The 25202-nt window shown below is 40.5% G+C and carries 16 protein-coding genes and 1 pseudogene; 15 read left to right on the plus strand and 2 right to left on the minus strand.

The window, feature by feature from the left end; all coding sequences use genetic code 11:
* Positions 1-11: 11 nt before the first annotated feature.
* From LNTAR_RS01870 to LNTAR_RS01905, 8 genes are all read left to right on the plus strand, one after another.
* On the plus strand, positions 12-1406 hold the full coding sequence (locus LNTAR_RS01870) for a sulfatase-like hydrolase/transferase (RefSeq protein ID WP_007276925.1): 1395 nt from the start codon (positions 12-14) through the stop codon (positions 1404-1406).
* A complete protein-coding gene (locus tag LNTAR_RS01875; RefSeq protein ID WP_007276926.1) occupies positions 1403-2863 on the plus strand; it encodes a sulfatase family protein in 1461 nt (486 codons plus the stop codon). Before LNTAR_RS01870 ends, LNTAR_RS01875 begins: the two co-directional genes overlap by 4 nt.
* Positions 2864-3018: 155 nt before the next feature.
* Positions 3019-3780, plus strand: a complete 762-nt coding sequence (locus tag LNTAR_RS24900) for a type II secretion system protein (protein ID WP_007276927.1) — start codon at positions 3019-3021, stop codon at positions 3778-3780.
* A gap of 224 nt (positions 3781-4004) precedes the next feature.
* Complete coding sequence (locus LNTAR_RS01885; protein WP_007276928.1) at positions 4005-4835, plus strand: type II secretion system protein; 831 nt, start codon at positions 4005-4007, stop codon at positions 4833-4835.
* Between the two features lie 109 nt (positions 4836-4944).
* A complete protein-coding gene (locus LNTAR_RS01890) occupies positions 4945-7935 on the plus strand; it encodes a DUF1588 domain-containing protein (protein ID WP_007276929.1) in 2991 nt (996 codons plus the stop codon).
* A 16-nt stretch (positions 7936-7951) separates the two neighbouring features.
* On the plus strand, positions 7952-9220 hold the full coding sequence (locus LNTAR_RS01895) for a DUF1552 domain-containing protein (protein ID WP_007276930.1): 1269 nt from the start codon (positions 7952-7954) through the stop codon (positions 9218-9220).
* A 47-nt stretch (positions 9221-9267) separates the two neighbouring features.
* Entirely contained in the window at positions 9268-9618 is a 351-nt protein-coding gene (locus LNTAR_RS01900) for a sulfatase-like hydrolase/transferase (RefSeq protein ID WP_007276931.1), read from the plus strand.
* Positions 9619-9683: 65 nt separating this feature from the next.
* On the plus strand, positions 9684-9902 hold the full coding sequence (locus LNTAR_RS01905; protein ID WP_007276933.1) for a hypothetical protein: 219 nt from the start codon (positions 9684-9686) through the stop codon (positions 9900-9902).
* A 43-nt stretch (positions 9903-9945) separates the two neighbouring features.
* Here LNTAR_RS01905 and LNTAR_RS01910 read toward each other — a convergent pair whose 3' ends face one another.
* A complete protein-coding gene (locus tag LNTAR_RS01910; RefSeq protein ID WP_007276934.1) occupies positions 9946-10575 on the minus strand; it encodes a hypothetical protein in 630 nt (209 codons plus the stop codon).
* Positions 10576-10792: 217 nt separating this feature from the next.
* On the opposite strand from LNTAR_RS01910, the gene LNTAR_RS01915 reads away from it, so the two are divergent.
* The 5 genes and pseudogenes from LNTAR_RS01915 (at position 10793) to LNTAR_RS27010 (ending at position 16273) form a co-directional block, all read left to right on the plus strand.
* A complete protein-coding gene (locus LNTAR_RS01915; RefSeq protein WP_007276935.1) occupies positions 10793-11452 on the plus strand; it encodes a 3-keto-disaccharide hydrolase in 660 nt (219 codons plus the stop codon).
* Positions 11449-12330 carry a c-type cytochrome gene (locus tag LNTAR_RS01920; RefSeq protein WP_007276936.1) on the plus strand — a complete coding sequence of 294 codons (882 nt, stop codon included), beginning with the start codon at positions 11449-11451 and terminating at the stop codon, positions 12328-12330. The genes LNTAR_RS01915 and LNTAR_RS01920 overlap by 4 nt, the downstream gene beginning before the upstream one ends.
* Before the next feature lies 1 nt (position 12331).
* Positions 12332-13852, plus strand: a complete 1521-nt coding sequence (locus LNTAR_RS01925; protein ID WP_007276937.1) for a DUF7133 domain-containing protein — start codon at positions 12332-12334, stop codon at positions 13850-13852.
* A 58-nt stretch (positions 13853-13910) separates the two neighbouring features.
* Positions 13911-15148: pseudogene (locus LNTAR_RS26450) on the plus strand (IS4 family transposase).
* 360 nt (positions 15149-15508) lie between these two features.
* Positions 15509-16273, plus strand: a complete 765-nt coding sequence (locus LNTAR_RS27010) for a DUF1559 family PulG-like putative transporter (protein ID WP_007276941.1) — start codon at positions 15509-15511, stop codon at positions 16271-16273.
* Here the strand turns inward: LNTAR_RS27010 and LNTAR_RS01940 are convergent, their stop codons facing one another.
* A complete protein-coding gene (locus LNTAR_RS01940) occupies positions 16274-20092 on the minus strand; it encodes a hypothetical protein (protein ID WP_040914077.1) in 3819 nt (1272 codons plus the stop codon).
* Between the two features lie 208 nt (positions 20093-20300).
* Between LNTAR_RS01940 and LNTAR_RS01945 the strand changes: the two genes are divergently transcribed.
* A complete protein-coding gene (locus LNTAR_RS01945; protein WP_007276942.1) occupies positions 20301-22004 on the plus strand; it encodes an alpha/beta hydrolase family protein in 1704 nt (567 codons plus the stop codon).
* A gap of 256 nt (positions 22005-22260) precedes the next feature.
* Entirely contained in the window at positions 22261-24522 is a 2262-nt protein-coding gene (locus LNTAR_RS01950) for a glycoside hydrolase family 36 protein (protein WP_007276943.1), read from the plus strand.
* The last annotated feature ends 680 nt before the right edge of the window (positions 24523-25202 follow it).

Genomic DNA, 25202 nt, shown 5'->3' on the forward strand with positions numbered 1-25202 from the left:
AAGGATTAGTAATGCATACCATTAGAAATCTTATAACTTCCACAAGTCTATTCTTTCTTTTGTCAGCCTATTCGGCTGATAATAAAAAACTGGACATCAACAAACCTAACCTTGTAATATTTTTTACAGATGACCAAGGGACACTCGACGTTAATTGTTACGGCTCTAAAGACCTTTACACTCCCAACATGGATAAACTCGCTGAAGATGGCGTGCGCTTTACTCAGGCCTACGCTCATCAGGTCTGCTGTCCTGCTCGTGCCATGCTAATGACAGGTCGCCACCCCCAGCGCAGTAATGTTAATCACTGGACACAAGGTGATGCCAAAGGTCCTAAAACCAGAAATATGAACCTAGAAGAATACACTCTGGCGGAGGCCCTTAAAGATTCGGGTTATAAAACGGCACTCTTTGGCAAATGGCACTTGGGAGCTCACCTTGATTATGGTCCAACTAAGCAGGGATTTGATGAATTTTATGGGATTCGAGGAGGTTTCATCGATAACTACAATCACTACTTCCTTCATGGTGAAGGTTTTCACGATTTATACGAAGGGACAAAAGAAGTCTTTGATGAAGGAAAATACTTCCCTAATTTAGTGACTGATCGTGCGCTTAATTTTATTGATCGAAATAAAAACAATCCATTCTTTCTCTTTCTTGCCTTCAATATCCCCCATTATCCTGAACAAGCAGACCCAAAATTTGACGAACGATATAAAAACATGAAAATGCCTCGTCAATCCTATGCCAAAATGATTTCTACCACCGATGATCACATGGGCCAAATCATGAGTAAATTACAGGAACATGGCATCTATGATAACACCATAATCATATTTATGAGTGATAATGGTCATTCTAGAGAACGGAATCATATAAAATTTGATAATCACAAAAGCGGACTCGCCAAAAACACTAAATATGGCGCCCTTGGCGGAGGTGGAAATACTGGTAAATGGCGTGGAAATAAAAGTAATTTTTATGAAGGTGGGATTCGAGTTCCCGCTATAATTACCTTCCCCAACAAGCTACCCAAAGGCGCGGTTAGAGATCAGGCTATTACAGCAATGGATTGGATGCCTACAGTTTTGGAACTTTGTAATATTGAACCACCAAAAATAAAATTTGATGGCAAGAGCCTCACCCAGGTCATTGCATCGGAGGACAATCCTTCTCCCCATAAAGTGTTAAACTGGCAATGGCATTTGGCCTGGGCTATTCGTCAAGGTAGTTGGAAACTAATGGGTCGCGGCACCGAGCCCACCTTTCTGGGCAATTTGGATGACAAACAGCCTGAGAAAACCAATTATCTAACTGAAAAACCGGAATTAGTAAAGACACTTCACCAGCTTCATAAGCAGTGGGCTTTAGACGTGGATGCTCCACAAAGGAGAAAAAAATGAAACTTTTAACCTACTCAAGGATCTCTCTTAAATTAATTTGTACGATAGCGCTTTTTACTTGTAACTTAATTTCCAAAGAACAAGAAAGACCAAATTTCATTTTCCTTATGGCCGATGATCTAGGCTATGGAGATACAGGGTTTAATGGTAACAAAATTATCAAGACCCCACATTTGGATAATATGGCCAAAGAAGGTGCTCGCTTCACACATTTTTATTCAATAGGCCCCGTTTGCGCCCCTACCCGAGGCTCGGCCTTAACTGGTCGCCACTACATGCGTTATGGCATGATGGATGTAAACGTAGGAAAACTCCCACATCAGGAAATAACTATCGCGCGACTCTGTAAACAACAGGGATATACAACTGGTCACTTCGGCAAATGGCATTTGGGAACCCTCAGTAAAATTGAATCGCCACGACACAAGAACCCCGCCAAAGATTTCGCCCCGCCATGGGAACGAGATTATGACGATGCATTTGCCACTGAAATCTCTGTCCCCACCTGGGATCCCGCAGCTGGTAGATACCCTAAGCATGATAGTCCATATTGGCACAATGGTCAGAAAGTTACCGATAATCTATTAGGTGATGATTCACGAGTTATCATGGATCGTGCCATACCGTTCATACGTAAGGCCGTAACCGACAAAAAATCTTTCATGACGACAATTTGGTTCCATACCCCACATAGCCCGGTGGTCGCTGGCCCTGAATATCTAAAAATGTACGAAGGCTACAAGGAAGGCGAGCAACACTACTACGGTTGTATCACTGCCATGGATGAACAAATCGGCCGTCTTCGTGAAGAATTAAGAAAGCTTAATGTCGATCAAAATACTATCATCTGGTTTTGCTCCGATAATGGCCCCGAAGGCCGTGGAAACCCAAAGAAAAAATATGACGCCTACCACGGCGCCTTTTATGGTACTGCAGGGAAGTTAAGAGGCCGTAAAAGGTCTCTTTACAACGGTGGTGTTTGCGTACCAGCCTTGGTAAGCTGGCCGGGAAAAATAGATGCTGGAAAAGTCATTAATACTCCCTGCTCCACTCTCGACTACCTTGAAAGTACTTTAGCTCAAATGAATGTTAAATACCCAGACTCAAGACCACTTGATGGCGAGAATATTATTCCAATTTTATTGGGAAAAACCAATAAACGCAATAAGCCAATTATATTTGCATCAAAAATCAGTTCACCTAAAACTTCTATTATTCAGGGTGATTACAAATTCTGTTCTAATCTTGACGGGAAAAACAAAGATGAACTCTATCACCTTCACGATGATTTTTCTGAATCAAAAAATATCATAAAAAATCACCAAGAACGCTCAATAACTATGAAAAAAATGATCTATCAATGGCTAGAATCCTGCAATAAGAGTTTTCATGGAAATGATTACAAGGAAAAATACGAAGTCCAGGGAAGCTTTCTCAAGTACAATCAAGCAAATTAGCCAAAAACTCAGCTCATCCATATACACCAATCGTTAAGCCGCCTAAGCAAATTAGGTACATTTAATTCCCTTATTTACAACGTTTAATTGTAACAGCCTCATACGAGCCTTGTCACCTATTTATAATAGACAAATAATCAGGACAAGACCCGGAGATGAAAACAAATAAATTTACATTAATTGAATTGCTCATTGTTGTTGCAATCATTGGTATTTTAGCTTCATTATTGCTACCCGTCTTAAGCAAGGCTCGACAATCTGCTCGAGACATAACTTGTAGAAATAATCTAAAGCAACAGGGGCAGTTATACTATCTTTATGCTGATGATAATGACAGCTCACTCCCTTTGGAATTTGTAGATGCCAATTATCGAAATTCAAACCACATCCGTAGGGGTAATGGTAAATACGTCAACCTTGGACTGATTTATTCTGGTGGTTATTCAATCACTACTGAAACATTGATTGATCCAACATTTGAAAATAACTCAAATAATGAGAAAATGCTTTCCACGGGTAGTGACTCAAGAAAAGACATTGCAAATTTACCAGACGGTGAAGAGAGCAAATCTCACTACAGTGTAAGACCAGTTTATCAGACTTCTGACCAACCTCGCTTAACACCTTTTACATCGTTTATTTCAAACTATGCTTTAATTACTTGTGGTCTTTACCCCCTTTATGATGGAGATTTATTCCATCAGATCAAAGGTGTTAATGCTGTAGCGTCAGATGGTAGTGCAAAATTCGTGAAAGATCAAAATGGTTGGATGGTGAACCTACTCACAAAAAGAGGAAACAAGAGGTACTACGACAAAAAGAATACCTCCAAATTCTCTCCTAGTAATGATCCTGATCCTTTAGATCTAGAGTTGGAAGGTGGCGCTTGGTTTTATCTTGATAATGCCTGGCGCTAAACATATGTCTAATAAAACGAAGCTTAAAGTTCATTCTGTAATTTTATTTAATGACATGAACTAATACAAAGATGTATTCAGCCTGATTTTAAAGTTATCTGATCAAATATTTAAGGATTATTCCCTAAACTTAAAGAACATTGAGCTAGAAGTTAACGAAAAAAAGAACAATCAAAATCAAATATATGAATTTTTAGATTTGTAGGTTTAAAAGGAGTACAAAAATGAAGAAGTATTTTTCACTGGTAGAAATGATGGCAGTTCTTGCGATAGTTGCAATCTTAACCTCATTGCTTGTTCCCGCTCTGCGCAAGGCAAGACGTGCAGCGCGAGACCTCTCGTGTTTAAATAATCTGAACCAACAAGGTCAGATTTACCATATTTTTGCAATAGATAATGATAACAAATTCCCCTTAGAATATGCTGAATCAAGAAGAAATAGTAATATTATAAGAAAAGGTGGATACGGCTCTGACTGGGGGAGATATAGAAATCAAGGTTTAATACACCAAGAGGGATATGATTTTCCAATAGAGACTTTGGCATGCCCCACCTTTGATGAATCGGGTATACTTGCTGATGATTCGAGTGCCATGAAAGATAAAGATAAAATGGTTATAACTGGCGTAAACAGAGATAACTTAGATACTCTCCCCGATCATGAACAAACAAAAATCCATTACAGTGTTAGACCCGTAGATTTAAGTGATAGCATTAAAAGATTCACACCCATGAGACTCTTCAATGGGCATGGCTTGATTAGCTGCGGTCTTTACCCACTAAGAAGAGGTTTTATGTTTCATGATCTTAGAGGTACTAATGCAGTTTATGGCGATGGGAGTGCCAGATTTGTGAAAAATACAAATGGCTGGTTAACGGCTTTAACTGAAAATAGTGATGACGCTCACAAAGATAAACGTTATTATAATCGCATTAACGTAAACGGGAAATATTACCCTAATAACGTCAAAAAAGATAATACTGCTAATGAAAACACCCAGACGAATTTAGACTTAGATGGTGGTGTTTGGTTTTTCATCGATTCAGCTCATTAAACTATACAGAAAATCTCATTTAATAAACATTGAATCGTTATCTGTAACGAAATTAAAAATACTTTGTCAAAATCACTAAGATAATAACATAAGTAAATAAGCGGAAAACATGATAAAGTTTCATTGTCAAAGTTGTCAACAAAAACTAAGTGCCCCGGAAGAATTCTCTGGCACTGATGTGCAGTGTCCATCTTGTCATTATCTAAATACAATTCCGGAAGTCGTCGAGACCTGTGAAACGATCACTTTTAAATTCCTATGTCACTCTTGTGACCAAAAACTAAGTATTGATACTGAACTCATTGGAACTTACATAAATTGCCCAGCTTGTTCAAGTACGATTTCTGTGCCAGATAATAATTCTTTTGAAGAGGATCTAAATAACACTCGAGTAGATGCTGAACATTCTACAAAAAGCCCAAGACCATCGAGACATAAAACGATCCGAGCTCAAAAGCTTAAAAAACAAACAAAAAGTTCCAGTAGAAAAGCCAAACACACTCGTATCAAAGCAAAGAAAAAAAGCTCAAAAGCTCCTGTTATCTCAATATTATTTATTTTAATAACTATTGGAGTTATTATTGGCTTTCAGAACTTATCAAATGAAGAAAAGCAAGTGTCTGTAGCAAATGGCTCACACTCATCATTAGATAAAGAAATTACTGCCTCCCAAAAAACCACACATGGACTAAGATCCCAAGATATACGAGCCTTAGAAAAAAAGGTACAGGGACTCAAACCCTTTTTGACAAAATATTGCTTTGAATGTCATAATGAGGAAAAAGAGAAAGGTGGAATTCGCTTAGATAACATAGATTACAAATTTAATGATTCCGCTTCTGTTCATATGTGGCAGGATGTTCTGGATGTTCTAAATATCGAAGAAATGCCTCCCGAAGACAAAGCTCAACCATCCGCTGATGAACTGACTGATTTTATTGGAGACATCGCTCAGAATATTAAATTAGCACACAAGAGATTAGCGGCGACTGGCGGAAAAATTTCAATGCGCTATCTGACCAAAAGAGAATACCTTAGCAGTGTGACAGATCTTTTCGGCGTTGACATTCCAGAAGATTTTTTACCAGACGAAGTAAGTCCTGAATTTGATACCATTGGCTCCGATCAGTATTTCTCTTTAAAGCAGTATGAGCAATTCTATAAAGCTGGCAGAAAAGTGGTCGAAACAAATATTATCGATATAACGGCCCCTTTTGACTCCAATACCATACGGTATGATCCTGAAATACTGCCCGCGAAAAAAGCAAAAGAATATTACCTAAGGATGAAAGCCGTTAAGAAGTTAATCGAAGCTAATGCCCCGCTTTCTGAAATAACTAAGGTTGATCCCCATATCGCTGATCAAGGCCAGCTTGAAATATTTAAAAGGCGATACAACGGGAAATTGGCAAAAGCAATAAAAAAGTATAACCAAACTAATATACCAGGTGTTGCCGAAAACGTTATATATAAAAAGACCTTAAGGCCAAATAGCCTCTATAAAGTAACTGTTACTGCTCTAAGCTTTTCAGAAAAGAAAAAAGGGAAGAAAGAGAAAACAGCAGTAGCCTATATTAATCATGAGCGTACGACATTAAATTTCGATTCCAAGTCCGGCACAATGACTTCGTCTGAAGCAAGCTTCAAAACGGGATTATTTGATTCTAACGTACTTATTCGAATCAAAGGCCATGAAGACGATATTTACGATTACCTTTCCTTGACGGGGCCATTTAAACTTAAAGAAAAGAAGATGACTTTCTTTAAATCCTTAGTCAGTCCGATCACTAAAAAAAGCAATGCCAGTGAAAGTGAAATTGCGGAATTGTTGACAAAATTTGCCGAAAGAGCTTTTCGTTACCAAGGAGTAGACAAAGATTATATTACTGCATTACTCAAGTTGTATCGACTGGAAAGAGAAAATGGTAAAGACATTGGCAACTCTTTGATTGAGCCTCTTACAGCAATCCTTACGGCACCGGCATTTTTATATATTAAAGAGAAAAATGATGGCAAGAGAAATAAGTTAACTCAGAGCGAATTTGCAATTCGCATGGCCTATTTCTTATGGCGCGCGCCACCGGATAAAGAACTCTATGAACTGGCAGAATCAAATAAATTATTTGCCCAAGGTGTCTTAAGAAATCAGTTTGAACGAATGCTATCATCTAATAAAGCTGATCATTTTTTAGTTGATTTTATAAATCAATGGTCGGATATAGAGCGCTTTGACGAAATTGATATTCCTGGTGACTTGGGTAAGGGCGGATTCCCTTATTCAGCACGTCGTGAAATTGGCGAATTTTTCAAAGTTTTAGTTAGAGAAAACCTGCCTGTGGATAATATGATTGCATCAGACTTTGTGGTAGCTGATCATCGGCTGTCTGGTCACTATGGTTTCAAGAAAAAAAGTTTTAAGGGCTTCAAGAAATTTAAATTGCCAGACCTAAACTCTGAATCCTCCGTTGGTCCTCGTGGTGGAATGTTGACTCAATTTGCCTTTCTCATAATGGGTACTAATGACAGTCGTACTTCTCCCACCATTCGTGGAACACTCATTAGGGAGAAGTTTCTTTTTGACGAACCTCCACCTCCACCTCCTAATGTTCCTGCTATTGAGCCTCCTAAGGGAGCTAAACTGACTGTGAGACAGTTGGTAGACCGTCATATGAGCATTCCTCAGTGTGCCTCCTGCCACAAAAAAATAGACCCCATTGGTTTGGGTCTAGAAAACTTTGACTACCTTGGACAATGGCGAACAGAAGAACTTATCAAAGCCGAACCGGTAAACAACACTAGAAAAGGGAAAGCCAAGACAAAAACAACACCTCCTGAAACAGTACCCGTACTCGCGAACGGTCATTTAGACGGAGAGTCATTCAAAGATTTTAAAGGATTGCAGAGAGTCCTTTTAAAGCATAAAGACAAACTCGCCATGTCTATTTTTGAGTCAATGATGTCCTATGGTATTGGCCGAAAAATTGAGTTTGTTGATGATGCGGAGATTCAAGAGATTTTAAGCAAAATGAAAAAGAAAAATTATCCACTTAAAGAGATGGTTTTTGAAATTCTCTCTTCACAAATGTTTGCCACTAAATAATATATTGAGATAAATAATGAGCCTAATAACAAACACATATTCACGCCGATCTTTTTTAAAGTCAGCTTCTGCCTGCCTGGCTTTACCCTATCTCGAAACATTTGCCTCCACTGGTTCTAAAGCAACTAAAGGGCCAATAAAGAGAATGCTTTTCCTATCGCAAGGTTATGGTTTTCTTCCCTCTTTTTACCCTAAGGAAAGCGGTAAATTTTCTAAAATAGGTTTGACCGAAGGACTGTCGCCTCTCAAGAGGCATAAAGATGACATTACCCTGTTAGGAAATTTACTTAATGTGGGAGCCGCAGGACCACATGCCGGTAGTCTGACCTTTCTAACTGGCGCCCCCCAAAGTAATAAGTTCAAAAATACGATTTCCTGTGATCAGGTTGCTGCTGAACATTTGTGCAAGAACAACAGATACGCCCACTTAACTTTGAGTACAAAAGAAAATAGCGGCCATGGTGGTTGCTTATCATTGGCCTGGAATAAGCAGGGCAGCCCAATCCCCGGTTTAAATACTTCTTTAGAACTTTATAAAAAGCTTTTTTCAGCAGATGAATCACCGGAACAGGTGAGAAGGAGAATTCAGACGCGAAGAAGTGTACTCGATAGTTTAAAAGTAAACGCTAAGTCTATATCTCACCAGATTGCCAGAACAGACCTTGAAAAGCTCGATGAGTATTACCAAACCATTCGACAGGTTGAGTTGGGATTGGAAAGGCAAATTAAATGGGCTAATACCCCCAAACCAAAGTCGCCGTTTGGCCATCACCCAAATTATATAGATGGAGAGGCTGAGGTTAAACTGATGTTTGACATGATTGCCCTCGCCTTCCAGACCGACCAAACACGCGTGGCAACTTACATGATGCCTTCCCAGTCGGTTCTCAGCAGTATGGGCATCACGACTCTGGTACATGCTTTGTCTCACTACAACGTTTCCGAGGAAAGAAAGCAGCAAGCGGGCCTTCGCGACAAAAAATGCACTGAGCTTTTTGCCTATCTATTGGATCGGTTGAAAGGAACTAAGGACCCTGATGGCAGGAGTGTTTACGACAGTTGCATTGTCAGTTATGGAACTAACATTAAGTCTGCTCATGGGATTAAAGGTTTTCCCTTATTTCTATCGGGAGGCGGCATTAAAAATCTTCGTCTTGGGGAAAGTATTAAACTTCCGAAAAATACGCCTTTGCAAAATGTCTGGCTCACACTTCTTCAAGAGACTGGAATTGATATCGATACTTTCAGTCACAGTACAGGACGATTAGATCAACTAATCAGCTAACTTTTAGAGTCACTTTTTTGTAACTTATAAACCTTAGAGCTTACTAAATGAAAATGAGAACTTTTTTTATATTACTAATGTTACTAATCCATTCGGCATGGGCAAGTGATAAAAGCAGTCATACTAATTTCATCATCATTTTTTTAGATGATGCAGGATGGGAAGATTTTCAACCTTTTGGGAAAGATCATTATCTCACTCCTAAAGTCAAACAACTTGCAGATGAGGGCGGAGTTTATTCCCAATTCTATGTACCTCAAGCCGTTTGTTCTTCATCCAGAGCTGCATTGCTTAGCGGTTCATATCCAGGAAGAAACAAAGTCTTTGGTGCTCATGGCCCCAATGGCAAAGGCTTGCCAACTCAATTTGCGACCATCGCAGAACAAAATCGATGGTAAAACTAAAAAACCACATGATTATGATTTCTCAACAGAGAAATCGCTTGAAGCAATTATGACTAGCCTTGGACGCTGGAAACTCCATATCACCCCATCGCTACCGCCATATCGACCCTGTGGGTAAAGATGGTTACGACGTAAAATACATTCGTAAAAAGCAGAAACTCGTCCTCTACGATTTAGTCAATGACCCAAAAGAATCGACTAACCTGATTTCTAATCATCCTGAATTAGTAGATAAACTTAAAAAACCCGCTTTAAAGTATCAAAAAGAATTTCATTAGAAAATTTATTTAAATTCGCTTCCATGAGAGATAATATAAATAACTAAATTAAAATTTTCTTATCAGTCTTTTCAATTTTTTTTACATCGTCTTCGACTTCTTTAGTTTTTTTGCTGTCTAAATCTTTGTTCTTTTCATTATTTTTAGAATCAATTTCAACTTCTGATTCGGCAACTTTTATAGATGATTTTTTAGATGTTTTTTTATCAGAAATATTAGAATCTACTGCGACATTGTTTATAATTATTTCTTTAATTGAAACGAGTTGAGTGTCCTCTCTAGGAGAAATAAAAACATGTATTCGTCTCGTTTTTACATTAAATTCAGTTAAGTCAAAATTATCTGGTGAAGAGTCATTTTTTTCCAGATATCTTGGCCCAGATAATTTTTTACGCCCATTTGTTTTAAATTTAACTTCTAAGTCCTTAGGTACAGCATTCCCCCATATAATAGTCATGGATTCCAAATCTACAGCATTTGATAACTGGAGTACTAATTCAATTTTATAATCGCATTTCTTTTCCCAATGCGTCTCCAGGTCTCCATCTATTACTGGTGCTATGTTTTCCTCCCAACTTTTTTTCTTAGCAGGTGAAGCGACTGCAGAAGCTACTTCAACCGAATAAATATTAGAAGTTAAAAGGAAAATAATTAAGCAAAACATTTTTTTCATAAATCCACCACTATTTCAATAAATTAGTTACCATGATATACGACAAAAATTTAGCCTCCGTGTTACAAAATATAATAACTGAATTGTAGAGCTTAGCGAGAATACAACAGAAATGATCAAATTGAGCATTTTTTTAGTCAAATCGTTTCAAAACTCATAACATATTAAAAATGAACTTGTCTATAATTACAAATAAACGAACATTGGAGTCACTTTTATGAAATTATTTTTAAGTCTATCACTCATTTTTGTAAGTATTCTTACTGCATCAGAAAAACCAACAGATGCTATTCAACTAATTGGTCAAGATGGAACTGTAGATCTCGTTAACGAAAAAAATCCAGAAGGCCCACTCGGCTGGGTATTTAAAGATGGTATATTAACAGTTGGCAAAGGACATATTATTACAAAATCCCCTGTTACTAACTTCAAAGCACACTTGGAGTTCAAGGTAATCAACAAACCCAAGAAAAAGAAGAAAAACAAAAGAACTAATGATGGCAATAGTGGTGTCTATATTCAGCAACGTTATGAGATCCAAATCCTAGACTCCCATGGTCATGATGATGACTACCAAAATTATGACTGTGCCTCCATTTATAAATTTAAAAAACCAGACCAAATTGCCTGCAAGCCCGCCGGTGAATGGCAAAGCTATGACATCGAATTTCATGCTGCTAAATGGGATGGGGACAAAAAAGTGGCAAATGCTCGCCTCACCCTAATCCACAATGGTGTTAAAGTTCACGACAATGTTGAAATTCCCGATAAAACAGGAAACGGGAAAAAAGAAACTCCTCAGGCCTTTCCACTTCGCCTTCAAGATCACGGTAATCCAGTTCAATTTAGAAACTTCTGGCTCCAAGAAATCAAATGAAACACCTACTCATGATTGCAGTAGTCTTAGCCTTTGTTATGACTTCACAGGCTAAGCCCAAGAAGAAAGGCAAGGCTGATCCCGTTGCACAAAAACTCTTCGAAACAAATTGCCTAGCCTGTCATGATCCAATAAAAATGATTGCAGGTCCCACCCTTCACGAGATCCATAAAATTTACCAGGGGAACCCCACTGGCATCGTAACTTGGGCTAAAAAACCAGGTCGTAAGAGAACCGAAGGCATTGCGATGCCCGCAATGGCGCATATTGCCGATGCAGATCTCAAACTCATTGCCGATTATATGCTCTACGCAGGCTCTAAAGTTTCTCGAAAAGCCCTTCGTGCCAACAATATTTTTAAAGAAGAATTAGCTAGAACTCAAAGAAGTTTTATGCCTGATTCCAGTGTTGTATCTTTTGCTCTACGATACAATGATGACCTTTCAGTTTGCTGGGATGCTGAAAAGGGAATGACCCGCTACATCTGGAAAGGAAAAATCGATCCTCTATCTCATTTCACGGGGAACGGTAAAGTTATTCCTGCCATTGTTGGTGAAGTCATTGCTAAATCTTCCCAACAACCCTTTTCAGGACTAGAGGGAAAAATAAATTTACAAGGTTACAAAATAAATTCAGATGGTCTACCAACATTTTTCTATCAACGAGGCTCTGTAAAAATTCATGAAACTCACAGTGGTGAAAATGGGAACATAAGCTGGAGCTATAAGGTCTCTGGTCTAAGCTCACTCACTTATCAACTCCCAAAAGTTCAGGGCTACAAAGTGTCTTGTGACAAAGGTAAAAATGATAATGGTCTGGTTCTTTTGAACAAAAATGAACTTAATAATTTCACCATAAATTTAACTAAGGAGAATTAATATGAAATACTTATTCCTATTCATAAGCCTCCTAATTTCTGTACAACTAAGTGCCGGTTATCAAATAGAGCGAATCGACACTCCAAAAGGTGTTGATGCCCAAATCGGTGGAATGGCATTTATGCCCGATGGGCGCTTGGCCGTATCATTCAACTACGGAAAAATTTTCACCTACAACCCAATTATTAAAGAGTGGAAACTCTTTGCAGAGGGGCTTCACCTTCCTTTGGGCATGCTGGCCATTAACAATCACGAACTCATGGTCATGCAACGCCCTGAACTAACGCGTGTGATTGATTCAAATAAAGATGGCAAGGCTGATACATACCTGAAGTTTAACGACGATTTTGGCCTCTCCGGCAATTACCATGAATTTAATTTTGGTCCAGTCCAAGATAGCGATGGCAACTTTTACATCGGCCTCAATGTCGCCTCAAATAACGGTGGCATTCTCGCAGAACCAAGAGGAAAATTCCTCAGCTACGACATCGAGAAAAAAAATCTTGAGGGCAAATATAACCAAAAACTCGTTAAAAAAACAGTCACTCGCATGTATAGCTGCGTCCCCTATCGCGGTTGGATTATGAAAATTGATTCCAAAGGTAATGCTACCCCCTATGCGTCTGGTGTGCGTTCTCCCAATGGCTTGGGTTTTGACCACAAAGGTCGTCTTTTTGTAAGTGATAATCAGGGAGACTGGCTCGGAACCAGTAAGCTACATCACATCCGTGAGGGCGCCTTTCACGGTCACCCAGCATCATTAATTTGGAAGAAAAATTGGACCAAGGACCCTAAAAAAATCCCCGTAAAAGAACTCGACGAAATGCGTCAGCCCGCGGCGGCCCTCTTCCCACAAGGCATTTTAGCTAACAGCCCGACTCAACCGCTTCTCGATGATACCAAAGGAAAATTTGGTCCATTTTCTAATCAATTGTTTGTGGGTGAAATGAACCTCAAGCGTCTCTTACGCTTCATTCCCGATGAAGTCAATGGCACCGTTCAGGGCACCCTCATTCCATTTCTCGATGGCAATGATCTGGGAAATGGCAATAATCGCCTCGCTTTCGATAAAGACGGCGCTTTATGGGTTGGTAAGACTCACCTCTCCTGGGCTGGCGATGAAGGCATAAAGAAAATAACCTGGGATGGCAAAACCGATTTTGATGTCCTTAGCGTTAAACAAATCCCCAATGGCTTTCGCATAAATTTCACTCAGAAACTAGACGAAAAAACAGCGTCTGAAGCATCGAATTATCTCGTCAAAAAATATCGTTTCGATTATAACTCTAAATATGGTTCGCCACGGAAAAACGAAACAAAGCTTAAGCCTTCAAAAATTAGTATAAGTCAAGATGGCATGAGTTTAGAAATAACTTTCCCAGAGTTGAGTCAAGGACATGTCTATCAATTTGAACTAGACAAGCTCAAAAGCGCCAAGGGGCAAAACCTAGCTAGCGCATTGTTTTGCTATAACTTGATTAAAAAGCACAGTCATCCCATAAGAAATTATAATTTGGACTAACTGAAAGTAAGTCTGACTTCATTGAGTACTTTAGATTACCACAAATAAAGGAACTACAATGAAGCCAAACAAGAGTAATTTATCGACCTTAAAACAGATCTGCCAATTAATTCCACCTCACATAGTCAATAAACTTGCTAAGAAGCATGGAATAAAGACCCGAAAATTTAGTTCGTGGAGTCACGTCGTAAGTTTATTATATACTCAGCTCTCTCATGCTTTAAGTTTAAATGATGTATGTGATGGTTTACATTATCACTCCAGTGCATTATTTCAGATTAGAGGTGCGACAGCACCCAAAAGAAACACTTTCTCTAATGCCAACCGAACACGGGATGCAGCAATGGCGGAAGATTTGTTTTGGGAAGTTTTAAATTCACTGCAGTCTCAACTTCCTAGCTTTGGTTTAGATAAACAGAATTCAAACTTCCCAAAACGTTTCAAAAGAGCCGTATATGCGGTTGATTCTACGACAATTCAGTTAGTAGCGCATTGTTTGAACTGGGCTAAACATCGTCGCCGCAAAGCTGCGGCTAAATGTCATATGCAATTAAACCTTCAGACCTTTTTACCTTCCTATGCAATTGTTAAAGAAGCTAATACTCACGATTCACAGAAGCCAAGGAGATGTGTGCTACTATTAAAGACAGTGAAATCGTTGTGTTCGATAAAGCTTATGTCGATTTCAAACACCTTTATCATCTTGATATCCGGGGAGTCAATTGGGTGACCCGTTCTAAAGACAATATGACTTATGATATAATCGAGGAACGATCCTCTAAAAGTAATATTATATCAGATCAACTCATTAAACTGAATGGTGTGAATACCGAAAAACATTATCCCAAAATACTCCGTTTGGTTGCCGCTAATGTTGAGATTGATGGAAAAATGAAGGTCCTGAAATTTCTAAGCAATAATTTACAGTGGGCACCAAGCTCTATCGCTTCTATTTATCAATCGCGATGGGGCATTGAAGTTTTCTTTAAGCAATTAAAACAAAACTTGAAGTTAGCTGATTTTTTAGGACATAACAAAAATGCAATTCAATGGCAAGTTTGGACTGCTCTGCTTACCTATGTTTTACTAAGGTTTCTAGCTTTCAGATCTCAATGGCCACATTCCTTCTCAAGAATTACGACTTTAATACGGGGAGTGTTATGGAGCTATTTCGATTTGTCTTCACTTTTAAAAACTTGTGGGACAGTCAGTGATCCGCCAAAGATCAAAGCCGTTCCAGATCAAGCGTATCTACCAAACTTTGATAAGGCATTCTATGGGACAGCATGTGTTTGATTAAGTCCAGTTTTAATTAAAACCGTCAAACCCCTTCAACGAAAATAATAGCTAACACGCACAAACATTAAGCGATATGAGCTAATTCAGAAATTTATGGGATGATTGTGATTAAAAAGTTAAAATAGCCACGAATCAAGAAAGTCATTCTTCACAAAAAACAGTTTAAGGATAGTCAAATCCGCCAAATCGAAAAGGTCATAAACTCACCCTAAAAAAAGACTCAATAACCTAAAAATAAAGAAGTTACATAAATCTCAATGAGTTTTTATAATTTTATCAACTTTTTTGCCGAATTTGTAGCAAAAGTTTTTTTCGCTTGCTTTCTAAGATATATTACTTTCAAGCAAATGGGAAAAAATGGAAAATAAACAATTCAGTCTAATTGAGCTCTTGGTCGTGGTTGCGATCATTGGAATTCTCGCATCGCTCTTGATGCCATCGCTGAAATCTGCCCGCGGATCAGCAAAACAAGCTTCCTGTAAAAATAATATGAAGCAACTAGGCATCGGCATTCTCATGTACCATGGTGATCAAGATGAAAAAATTCCTTATGCCAACATAAATGGCTCAATAGATGGTTGGGATAGTCTTATTAGAAGCTACCTGACAACTAAGACGGCTAGTGGATTTTGGGATAGCACTGAAAAAATAGACTCCATGCGTTGCCCAAGTGCTCGACAGCCTGAAATCATAGGAACAATCTACACAGGAACTTATGCCATGCCTGCTGGAAATGCCAATGATGCGACTATGACTAACCTAGCTGTTCCGCATTATGGTTATCGTATAGTAGGAGGCTCTCCCTACCGTAAAATATCCGACCTTCCCGACCCCACAGGAACCATGGCTTTAACAGAAGTCGACACCAGTAGTGGTGCCTCTCGTCAAGGCATAGGTTTCTTTACACATAGGGCAGACTTTCAAACCAATGATGGAGCCAATGGCTCATCCAACGACGGCTCTTCAAACACCACACTCAATCTCCACAATAGATCCAATGTTAATTACCTATTTGCCGATGGCCATGTCGAATCACTCTACCCGCTCTCCACACGAGTTGTTGGTGCGGGTGGCCCTAGTTCTGCTTGGGATGGCATTTGGAGTGTAGCTGCTGGTGATTAATTATAGCTTTGCTTTCACGAAGAACTGAGCTTCGATAAAAGGGCTTGCCCCAGCCGTTTTGATGCTGAAATTGTGATGTCCCTGGGCTAAGTCAAAGCTCGCAGAGTCAACTTTTACTTCTCTAAGTTTATTCCAATTTTGATCGTAAACCCCAACTGTACCCCCTCCCTGGTACCAGAGGTATTCCCCTGTTTGGAAAGCCCCTTTTATCTCTAACTTATTATTTCCCGCTGTGACTTGGATCTCATTTACTTGAACCTGACGTTCCTCCATCAGTTCTAGAGCTTTAATTTTCACTCTCGGCTTACTACCCGCTAAGACTTTACCAAAGCCCAAACGCAGCGAATGAATATCCTTATAATCAAAATAGTTAATTCCAGTGCGCCAAGACCAATTCGCATTTGAACTGGCGACTTCCCCACAGGGAATGACGACTTCTTTCTCTCCTTTAAAATTTATCGGCAGAATATAATCCTTTTCACCACGGCCACGCAAAGTCACCACAAGTAGAGCACCTGAAGCATCACCCTCTACGACCATTTTCAAGCCTCTAGCCTTTCTCATAGATGACTGCACCGACCACATGGGACGGTCGTCCACATAATACTTATCTTTGCTAATTGATTCAGACTGCGTAAGAACTAAGACATCATTGCTAAGAGCTAAATCTTGATTTTTGTTTGAATGGATAACTTTTTGATTCTTGGGCATGAGATTTAGAGATTGGTACACAGCCTTCACATTGGCTCGTGTGTACTTCCCCTGACCATAAGTTGAAACTTCAGTACAAGGCTGCCATTCACCTTTCACTTCACCTTTGTGATTCCAATGTTGATCAAAATCAGTCATGCAAAGCCACTGCTTATTACTCGGATAAACTTGTTTAGAACCTTCTAAATGGAGCTCAATCGCAGATGCATAATTAGCTAAATGTTTATTGCCATTATTGACCTGAACAATCAATTCATTTTTCCCCTGGCGTAGGAACTTTGAAATATCAAGCATCAAAGTCTTTGAACCATGACCGCCTCGAAAAACTCTCTCACCGTTTAATTGAACTAAGGAATGCTCGTCAGTGTGAAAGTAGTAATTCGCTAAATTAATCTTTGTGAGATCATCAATGATAAACTCTCGTTTAATGAGGAAGTTCCCCAGTTTGCAGCTTTCACCTGCAATTAGCTCAGCTGCCCAAATTTGTTGCGCCTGACTCAAAGGGTGATTCGCATTGGCCAAGCCTGCTCCATTGTGGTAGGACTCCACAATCTCTTTCGTTTTTTCTTGCAGTTCTTCATGACTTTTTGCACCATCAAGTGGCCTATCCGATTTATTAAATGAAGGCATAATTCGCAAGATAAATTCAGGAACTTGGTCGGCGTAAGGATTTTCTAAACTCATAGATTTTCTGTCATTTGACTGAAAATAAACCTTGGGAACTAGCGGTCCATATTCCTGCCCCCAGCCCCAATTGATGCTATCCTTATTTCCCATCACACGAAACTTCTCAAAACCAGCACCATGAGCAATAGGACGAATGAGTTCGCTAAAAGCTCGTTGATTTGTCGCATAGCCCAAAGGAGCTTTGAATTGCTCAGGCAATTCTTTAGCTTTCATTTGGTCTCGACTACTCGCAGAACTTAAGGCTTTTTTCCAGCTCTTCACCTGCTCAGCAAGATAAGAACTAAGCCCATAATTGTTGAGCTCTTTTTCACTGACGCCAAACATCGGAATCGGACGCATAAAATTCACCGTCTTGCCCTTTTGCCCCAACCTTTGAGTTGGTTTCAGGTGAATCTCATAGGGGCTTGTCGCTAGACGTTTCGAATTGTGCGAAATGATCGGCACGCCATCTCCACCTGCCACGCCACCCGTCGGATGATTCGCCATCACTTTCGAAGAACTCTTGAACCAATAATCCACCTGAAAGGGCAAGGGCTTACCTCCCGAAGTATTACTCATATATTGATGGTTAATTTTCTGGTTGAGTAACCACGCAAATTTTTGACTCCCCCAAGGACGAGACATATGAATTTCTAAGCCGTCGAGTTCCAAATGAGTGATTTCATTGGAATTATAAAAGTTTGCGATCTTCGCAACTAAATCTTCGAGCATGCCATTATCGACTCCAGCTGTAAAAGACTGACCATAAGGACGGTAATAAGCCTTCGTGGGAGAACCCTTAGCATGTTTTTGAGCCTTGGTTTCAATCCCTCCACGCCTGCAGTTTTTCAAAAGCCAAGTGCCATTTTTATTGTCAATAATTTCTCTTGGAAAGAGAAACTCATCACCTACCTTAAAACACTTTAAATCCAGCCAACTGTAGTTTGAGTTAGGAGCAAACCACTCATGACCCGCTACGGTCTTGGGAATGACTGCGCCCTTCTCCACTTTGATAAGAACATCAGTATCTTTCTCATCTATCGGGGAATGCAATACAGCTTCATTCCACACAGCTAATTTTGGGCTGACACTTTCTTTCAAGTAATCCGGATCATAACTACCGATAGCACCACTCACCGTGTGCAAAGCTAATAGCAAGCCTTTTGATTTAAGATGCTGAGAATATTCTTTTAAAGATTTTTCTCCTTCGGGAAATACATCTTTGTTAATATGTAAAAATGAATTTTTATGAGGCCAGTATTCACCGCGCCAAGTATCTGTGTGCAAATAAACTTTTTTCATGCCCATCTCGATAGCGTAGTCAGTTAAATTATAGAGTTCCCCGGAACTGGAAGCCTGAAGTACCATGGTGCTCTGGTCTTCAAACTTGGCTCGCCACTCTTTCAGCCACTTTCGAGCGACAGTTTTGCTCCACTCACCTTCAATAACGGGGCGGGGCAAAGCTTCATCTACCCAAATATCTAACAAAGTCTCATCAGCATGGAAGTCGCTCTTGGGAAAATAGATGGCAAAGCCGCCAAGAGGGTTCACTTCACTTCGTCCCCACAACCACGGCCATGTCAGGCTATGACTTGGTCCATGAGACTTATGCGTCACCATATAATCCAAGGAAATAATACGAGGCTTATCTTGGCAATTAAATTTCAACTCGCAAGACATCAATTCCTGCCCTGATTCAGACCAAAAGTCATTCATGCGTAAAGCCAGGTAATCAGCTTTAGCTTCAAGCTTAAAAGACAGGCCTAACTTGCCATTGCCAATTAATAAATGTTCGCCTTCTTTTCGCACCTTATTCAGTACAAGCTCAGCATAACTGTTGCCAGCATTCTTAACTTTTACAGTAAAGATCCCATCCCCCATGTGCGGAATGCTAACTTGCTGACCATTGCTAGTATCGATAATTTTATTGATCCGACAATCATCTGTAAAATAGATTTCATTCTTACCAACTTTAACCGAAAAGGACTGGGGATTCATCAAAAGATTTTTCTGCTCATCCTTTGCTAGTGCTGGCCCAGCCAAAACAATCAATTGTTTAGTTTTTATTTGCGGATCCCGCAAATTCTCTTCTGCGGATTCTAAGCCTGCCTGCTCTAATGATGGTTTTACACCTGGAATGAAAAAATACGCCACTCCGCAAGCAAGTATCAAAAATGATAAAATGAAGCAAACTTTTAATGCCTCACCACTGCTTTTTTGGGGGATAGGTCGACGTGCCCGTGTTCGTGATGTCGTTGAAATTTTACGCTTCTTAGAATTCTTCCTTAGCCAAGCTTCCGGTTTCTCCCAACGATCTTGATCTTCACTGACCAAATCATCTTGTGCAGGCACAATGGATCTTAGGTAGGATCGAAAATCCAACCTTTTATCAAACTCATACACTTCATCACTCTCTGCCAAGTAATAATAATATTTCTTCATGTACGTTCCAAATAGTAAATTTTGACCCAGAAAATGTTTTTCCGGATCAAGTTGAGGCCTCATTAAAACATAGATACGACACTCGCAGGATGTGCTTTAACAAAAGCAGGCTTTTTTCTTTAAAAATTTTGTCACTTTGTATCAAAAAGTTTTATTTTTTGCTTAAGAACTTATTCCTTAGCAAAAAACCAATCAAAAAAAGGTTCAAATGAAGTTCGCGACTCTCCTCTGTTTTTTATTTTCCTTCACCTTATTATCAAACAACTCACTCATAAACCCCCAGCAGCTCTGGGCTGATTTTGACCCCGACAAAGGTGCCTTTAAAGAAGAAATCATCCTCGAAGAAGTTCGCGATGGGATCTACCACAAAGAGTCCTACATCTCCGCCTACGTGCTCGGAGAAGAAGTTCGCATCTACTGCAAATACGCCGTCAAAGAAGGTGCGAACAAAGCTCCTGCACTCATGGATGTGCATGGTTGGATGGGTCGCCCGCATATCAGCATGTCTTATGTCAACGATGGCTGGGCGGTACTCGCTCACGATTACTGTGGTAAATCTGGTGATCGTGCTCATTACACCAAGTACCCTGAAAAACTTCGCTACGGCAATATCGATGCCAAAGTGGGCTACCGCATCAAGAGTAAACTGCCCGATGGCTCTTACATCACTGATCCCAAACAAACCGATGATTATCTTTGGTATGCATTGCAAAGACGTGCCCTCAGCTACCTACTCACACAAAAAGAAGTGGATACCGAGCGCGTTGGCGCCAAAGGTTATTCCTACGGTGGGACTATCATGTGGAACCTCGGCATGGATGAACGCGTCAAAGCAATCGTCGCTTATTTCGGAATTGGCTACCTTGAGTACTACCGCACAAAAAGTGTCTGGCTCTACAACAATCCTTCCAAATCCCCCGAAAAAACTCCCGGGGAAAAACTCTACTTAAAATCCATTGCCCCCCAAGCTCACGCACCTTACATAAAAGCAGCCGCCTTATGGCTCAATGGCACCAACGATCACCACGGCGGGCACGAACGCAGTGAACACATTTTTAAAGATCTGCCGAAATCTACTCCTTGGGACTTCGCTCTCCAGGCGCGCGGCCATCATAATACCGAAAAGCTCGGCGACGATGACAAAATCTGGCTCGAAAAACATGTGCTCGGTAAAAAACATTTTTGGCCTAAGCGCCCTGTTTCAACACTTGCTTTAAACAGTGAGGGTGTGCCCCACTACACCATCACTCCTGCATCGCCTAAAGAAATTGAATCGGTCAAGATTTATTACGCCCTCAAAAATCCTGTGAGCTACACACGCGCCTGGCGTGATGCGATCGCAATCAAAAAAGGCAATAGCTGGGAGGCCGATCTTCCGGTCCTCAATATAGATGACTATGTCTTTGCTTTTGCGAATATTCGCTACAAAAATAATATCGTGATTTCTGGTGATTTCGAAGCAGCGATCCCCGCAAAACTCGGCAAGGCTATTGCCACAGATAAACCCTCTTCTGAAATGTCTCAAAATGCTTGGTCAGATACCGCACCACTAGAAGGCGTCGGTGGCATCATGGGTTTCCGTCCCTTCAATAAACACCGCGGCACCAGCAACGAGCAATTTAGCGACCCAAAATATCAGGCTCCTAAAGGCGCCCAACTTACATTCAAATTTTATTGCACTCAGCCCCAAAACCTCATCATGAAGGTCAATGGCCGTTATCAATACGATCTCGAGATCACCGCTTCAAATGATTGGCAGGAAATCACCCTCGATTGCAAAAAATTCATCCATAGCCATCACAACTTCCCTCTCAAGAATTGGTCTGAAGCTCAAAAAATCCAAATCCTCCCAAAAGCAGGTGCCGACATCACAAAAGTGATCTTTGCAAAATTCACTTGGACAAAAAACTAAGGGGCAGCGTCCTTTTCGTATGGGGCGCATCATATCCACTATTTTGACTAAGCCTGCCCCCCCTTAAATCGTAAAAGAGACCAGAAAATCCACCTCTTCAAAAAAAATTAAAAAACTTTCATCAATTTGTATCAAAGCGCCAAACACCTTGCTTTTAATCACAAGTAAAAAAATATCACAAACTCATTGAGATTGGCTTAAGCCATCTCGTATTAATATATAAAGAAATAATTATCACACAAAATCGGAGCCCGATATGATTAAGAAAAATAGATTCAAGCTTTTCAGCTCTCTATTCATTGCTTCAATGCTTTCTGCAACAGCCGCAGAAGCCACCTTCACCCCAAAAGCAGATAGCTACACAGTTAAGAGCGACTTCTCGGCTAACTTTACTGCCAGTGCATCGGCCGTCTACAATGTCGATGGCAAAAACCACCGCGTTGGAACAAAAAACCTTCCACTTAATGGCAAAGTTTCTGTTTCCACTGTGAGCACACCATTTGGTGATGCCATTCAAACTGAAGCTCTTTATGGTGCGGATAACGCAGATTATAAATTCACACTCAAGATTAAACAGCTCAAGGACCTCAAAGCTTTTACTGTTCAAGGTATCTTCCACAATCATAGCGATAAAAATGCGAACCTCGCCGTTATCGACCTCTTTGATACCATTGGTGGTTCTGGCTCATTCGGAATTGCAGATCCCGCAAAATGGCTCATCACGCCGCTCATGCAGCACGACCACGCCAAAACCCTTGCGGAAATGAATGGCTCGGCTAAAGAAGTCGCCCTCTTTGTTAATACTGATAACGACAAGAGTTTCCTCATGGGTCCCGCTGGACCTGCAGAAGCTCACTGCCGCATCGAAGTCCGCGGCAAAGAAATCAAAGCCTACGCCGAAATGGATCGCGTCCTTGTTGAGCCAGGTGAGAGCCGTCGTTCAGAAGAAATGCTTTTCATCTTTGAAGATTCAAAAACCAATACCGATGTTTGGACTCAATGGGTCGCACACACACACAAAGCATTGAGTAACAAAGGTCCCGTCTACGGCTGGTGCAGTTGGTACGACCGCACAACTAAAATTGACGAAGCTCACGTTATGGACGTGCTCGAAACACTCGATTCCAACCCCAATACTTTCGGTAAGGGCATCGTTCAAATTGACGATGGTTACCAAATCATGGATGGTAACTGGAATGGCAATGCAAAATTCCCTTCCAATATGTCTCGCGTCGCTAAAAAAGTTCGCGAAGCTGGCATGATCCCAGGCGTTTGGTTTGCTCCACTCATGGTGAATCCTGAGCACCCTTGGAAAAAAGCTAATCCTGAAGCCATCCAAACGAATGCCAAAGGTATTTCTAGCTTCATGAATCCCAATCCCTTCCACCCGGATGGCGCTAACTGGATCAATCCCTCGCACCCCAAGTCAAAGAAATTCCTTCGTCAGGTAATCGAAACAGCTCGTGACAATGGCTACGGCTACATCAAAATTGACTTCAATGGCATTGGTAATCAATATGTCGATCCAAAAATCACTCGCCTGCAAGCCTTCCGTAATCTCTACACGCTTTACCGCGATGCTGCGGGTGAAGATATGTACATCCTCTCTTGCCTTGGTCAGCCGACTCGTGGCGTCATCGGCTTTGTTAATGCGGCTCGTGTCGGACCAGATTCTCACCCGGCTCACTTCTCTCACTGCCTCGAATCCGTGCTCCGCTTCCAAATCTTTAACCGCATTTGGTGGAACAACGATGCCGACGTTTCTTACCTCGATGTCAAACTTCCTTCACGCCGTGTGGGCTACACGCCTCAGGGTGAAGATATGTGGAAAACTTGGCACAACACTGTCGCCCTCACAGGTGGTACAGCAATGATTTCTGAGCCTATCAATAAGGACGACGTAAAAGCTGTATGGCGCAACTACGAAATCATGCGTCCAGGTAGTGCGGAAAACTCACGTTTACTCACTCTCGGTAAATCTGCAGAAAACTCAGTCTTTGGTTTTAATGCCCAGCGTACATTCGGTAATTTCGCCGTCTACAATTTGTATAATTCCGACAAAGAGAAATCTCACGATATCGCTCTCGACTTTGCAGATGCAGGCCTCCCAGCTGATACTCAGTGCGCGATTTACGACTTCTGGAAGAACGAAGTAACGGGCTACACAAAGGATAGCTACACGGCAAAAGCTCTCGCTAAAAATGCTTCTGAGCTTCTCCGCTTCACACCAATCAAGGGCGGCGCTCCTCAGCTCGTCGGTTCCAACCTTCACCTCTCTATTGGTGCAACTGAGATCAAAGAGATCTTCACGACTAAGAGCATGGTAAAAATAAATCTTACTGATGCCGGTGCTCAAAATGGTGACCTCGTGTTCTACTCAGAGAAAGAACTCACTGCGGGTTCCGCAGAAAACTGCAAAATTGCGGGCATCGCAAAAGCTGGTAAGAATCTTTGGAAAGTCAGCCTCACTGGCAGAAAGTTTGATACTAAGCAAAGCGTGACGCTTAAAATCAAATAATTAAGTTTCATTGATAAAAGCGGGGTCATTTCGACTCCGCTTTTTTGTGTCTAAAGACTGTTACCACTGATTAACACGGATAAACACGGATAAACACGGATAAACACGGATATTTTTGTGCTGTTCTAAGATGGCTGATATAGACCGCTACGCTACAATACCATTTCATTGTAAGAACATTTCATTGTAAGAACATTTCATTGTAAGACCATTTCATTGTAAGACCGTTCGCTTTGCTCACTGTGAGACCGTGAAGATACAGAGTTTTAATTGAGTGTATTTAATCCCCAGATTTACTCAGATGCTTCTGTGTTATTCCGTGATTTTCCGTGGTTGATTAATATAGTTTTTTCGGTAAATGCCGAGCTAGAGCTCAGCGGTCCCAGGTATAATTTGCCTTTTGTCATTGAGAATAAGCTTTCAACAGTTAGACGAATCCACAATTTATTCAGTCCCTATCCGTGTTAATCGGTGTTCATCCGTGGTTAACTCAATCCAAAAGACAAACTCGACTACCCTTAAAGCTATCCGTGTTAATCGGTGTTCATCCGTGGTTAACTCAATCAGAAAGACAAACTCCACCATCCTTAAAGCTATCTCTGTCCACCAGTACTTAATTAAGTTTAACTTTCAGCAAATTTGTATCGAAAATTATAAACTCATGTTATATAATAATTAGA

The sequence above is a fragment of the Lentisphaera araneosa HTCC2155 genome (genome assembly GCF_000170755.1).
Classification (GTDB): Bacteria; Verrucomicrobiota; Lentisphaeria; order Lentisphaerales; family Lentisphaeraceae; genus Lentisphaera; species Lentisphaera araneosa.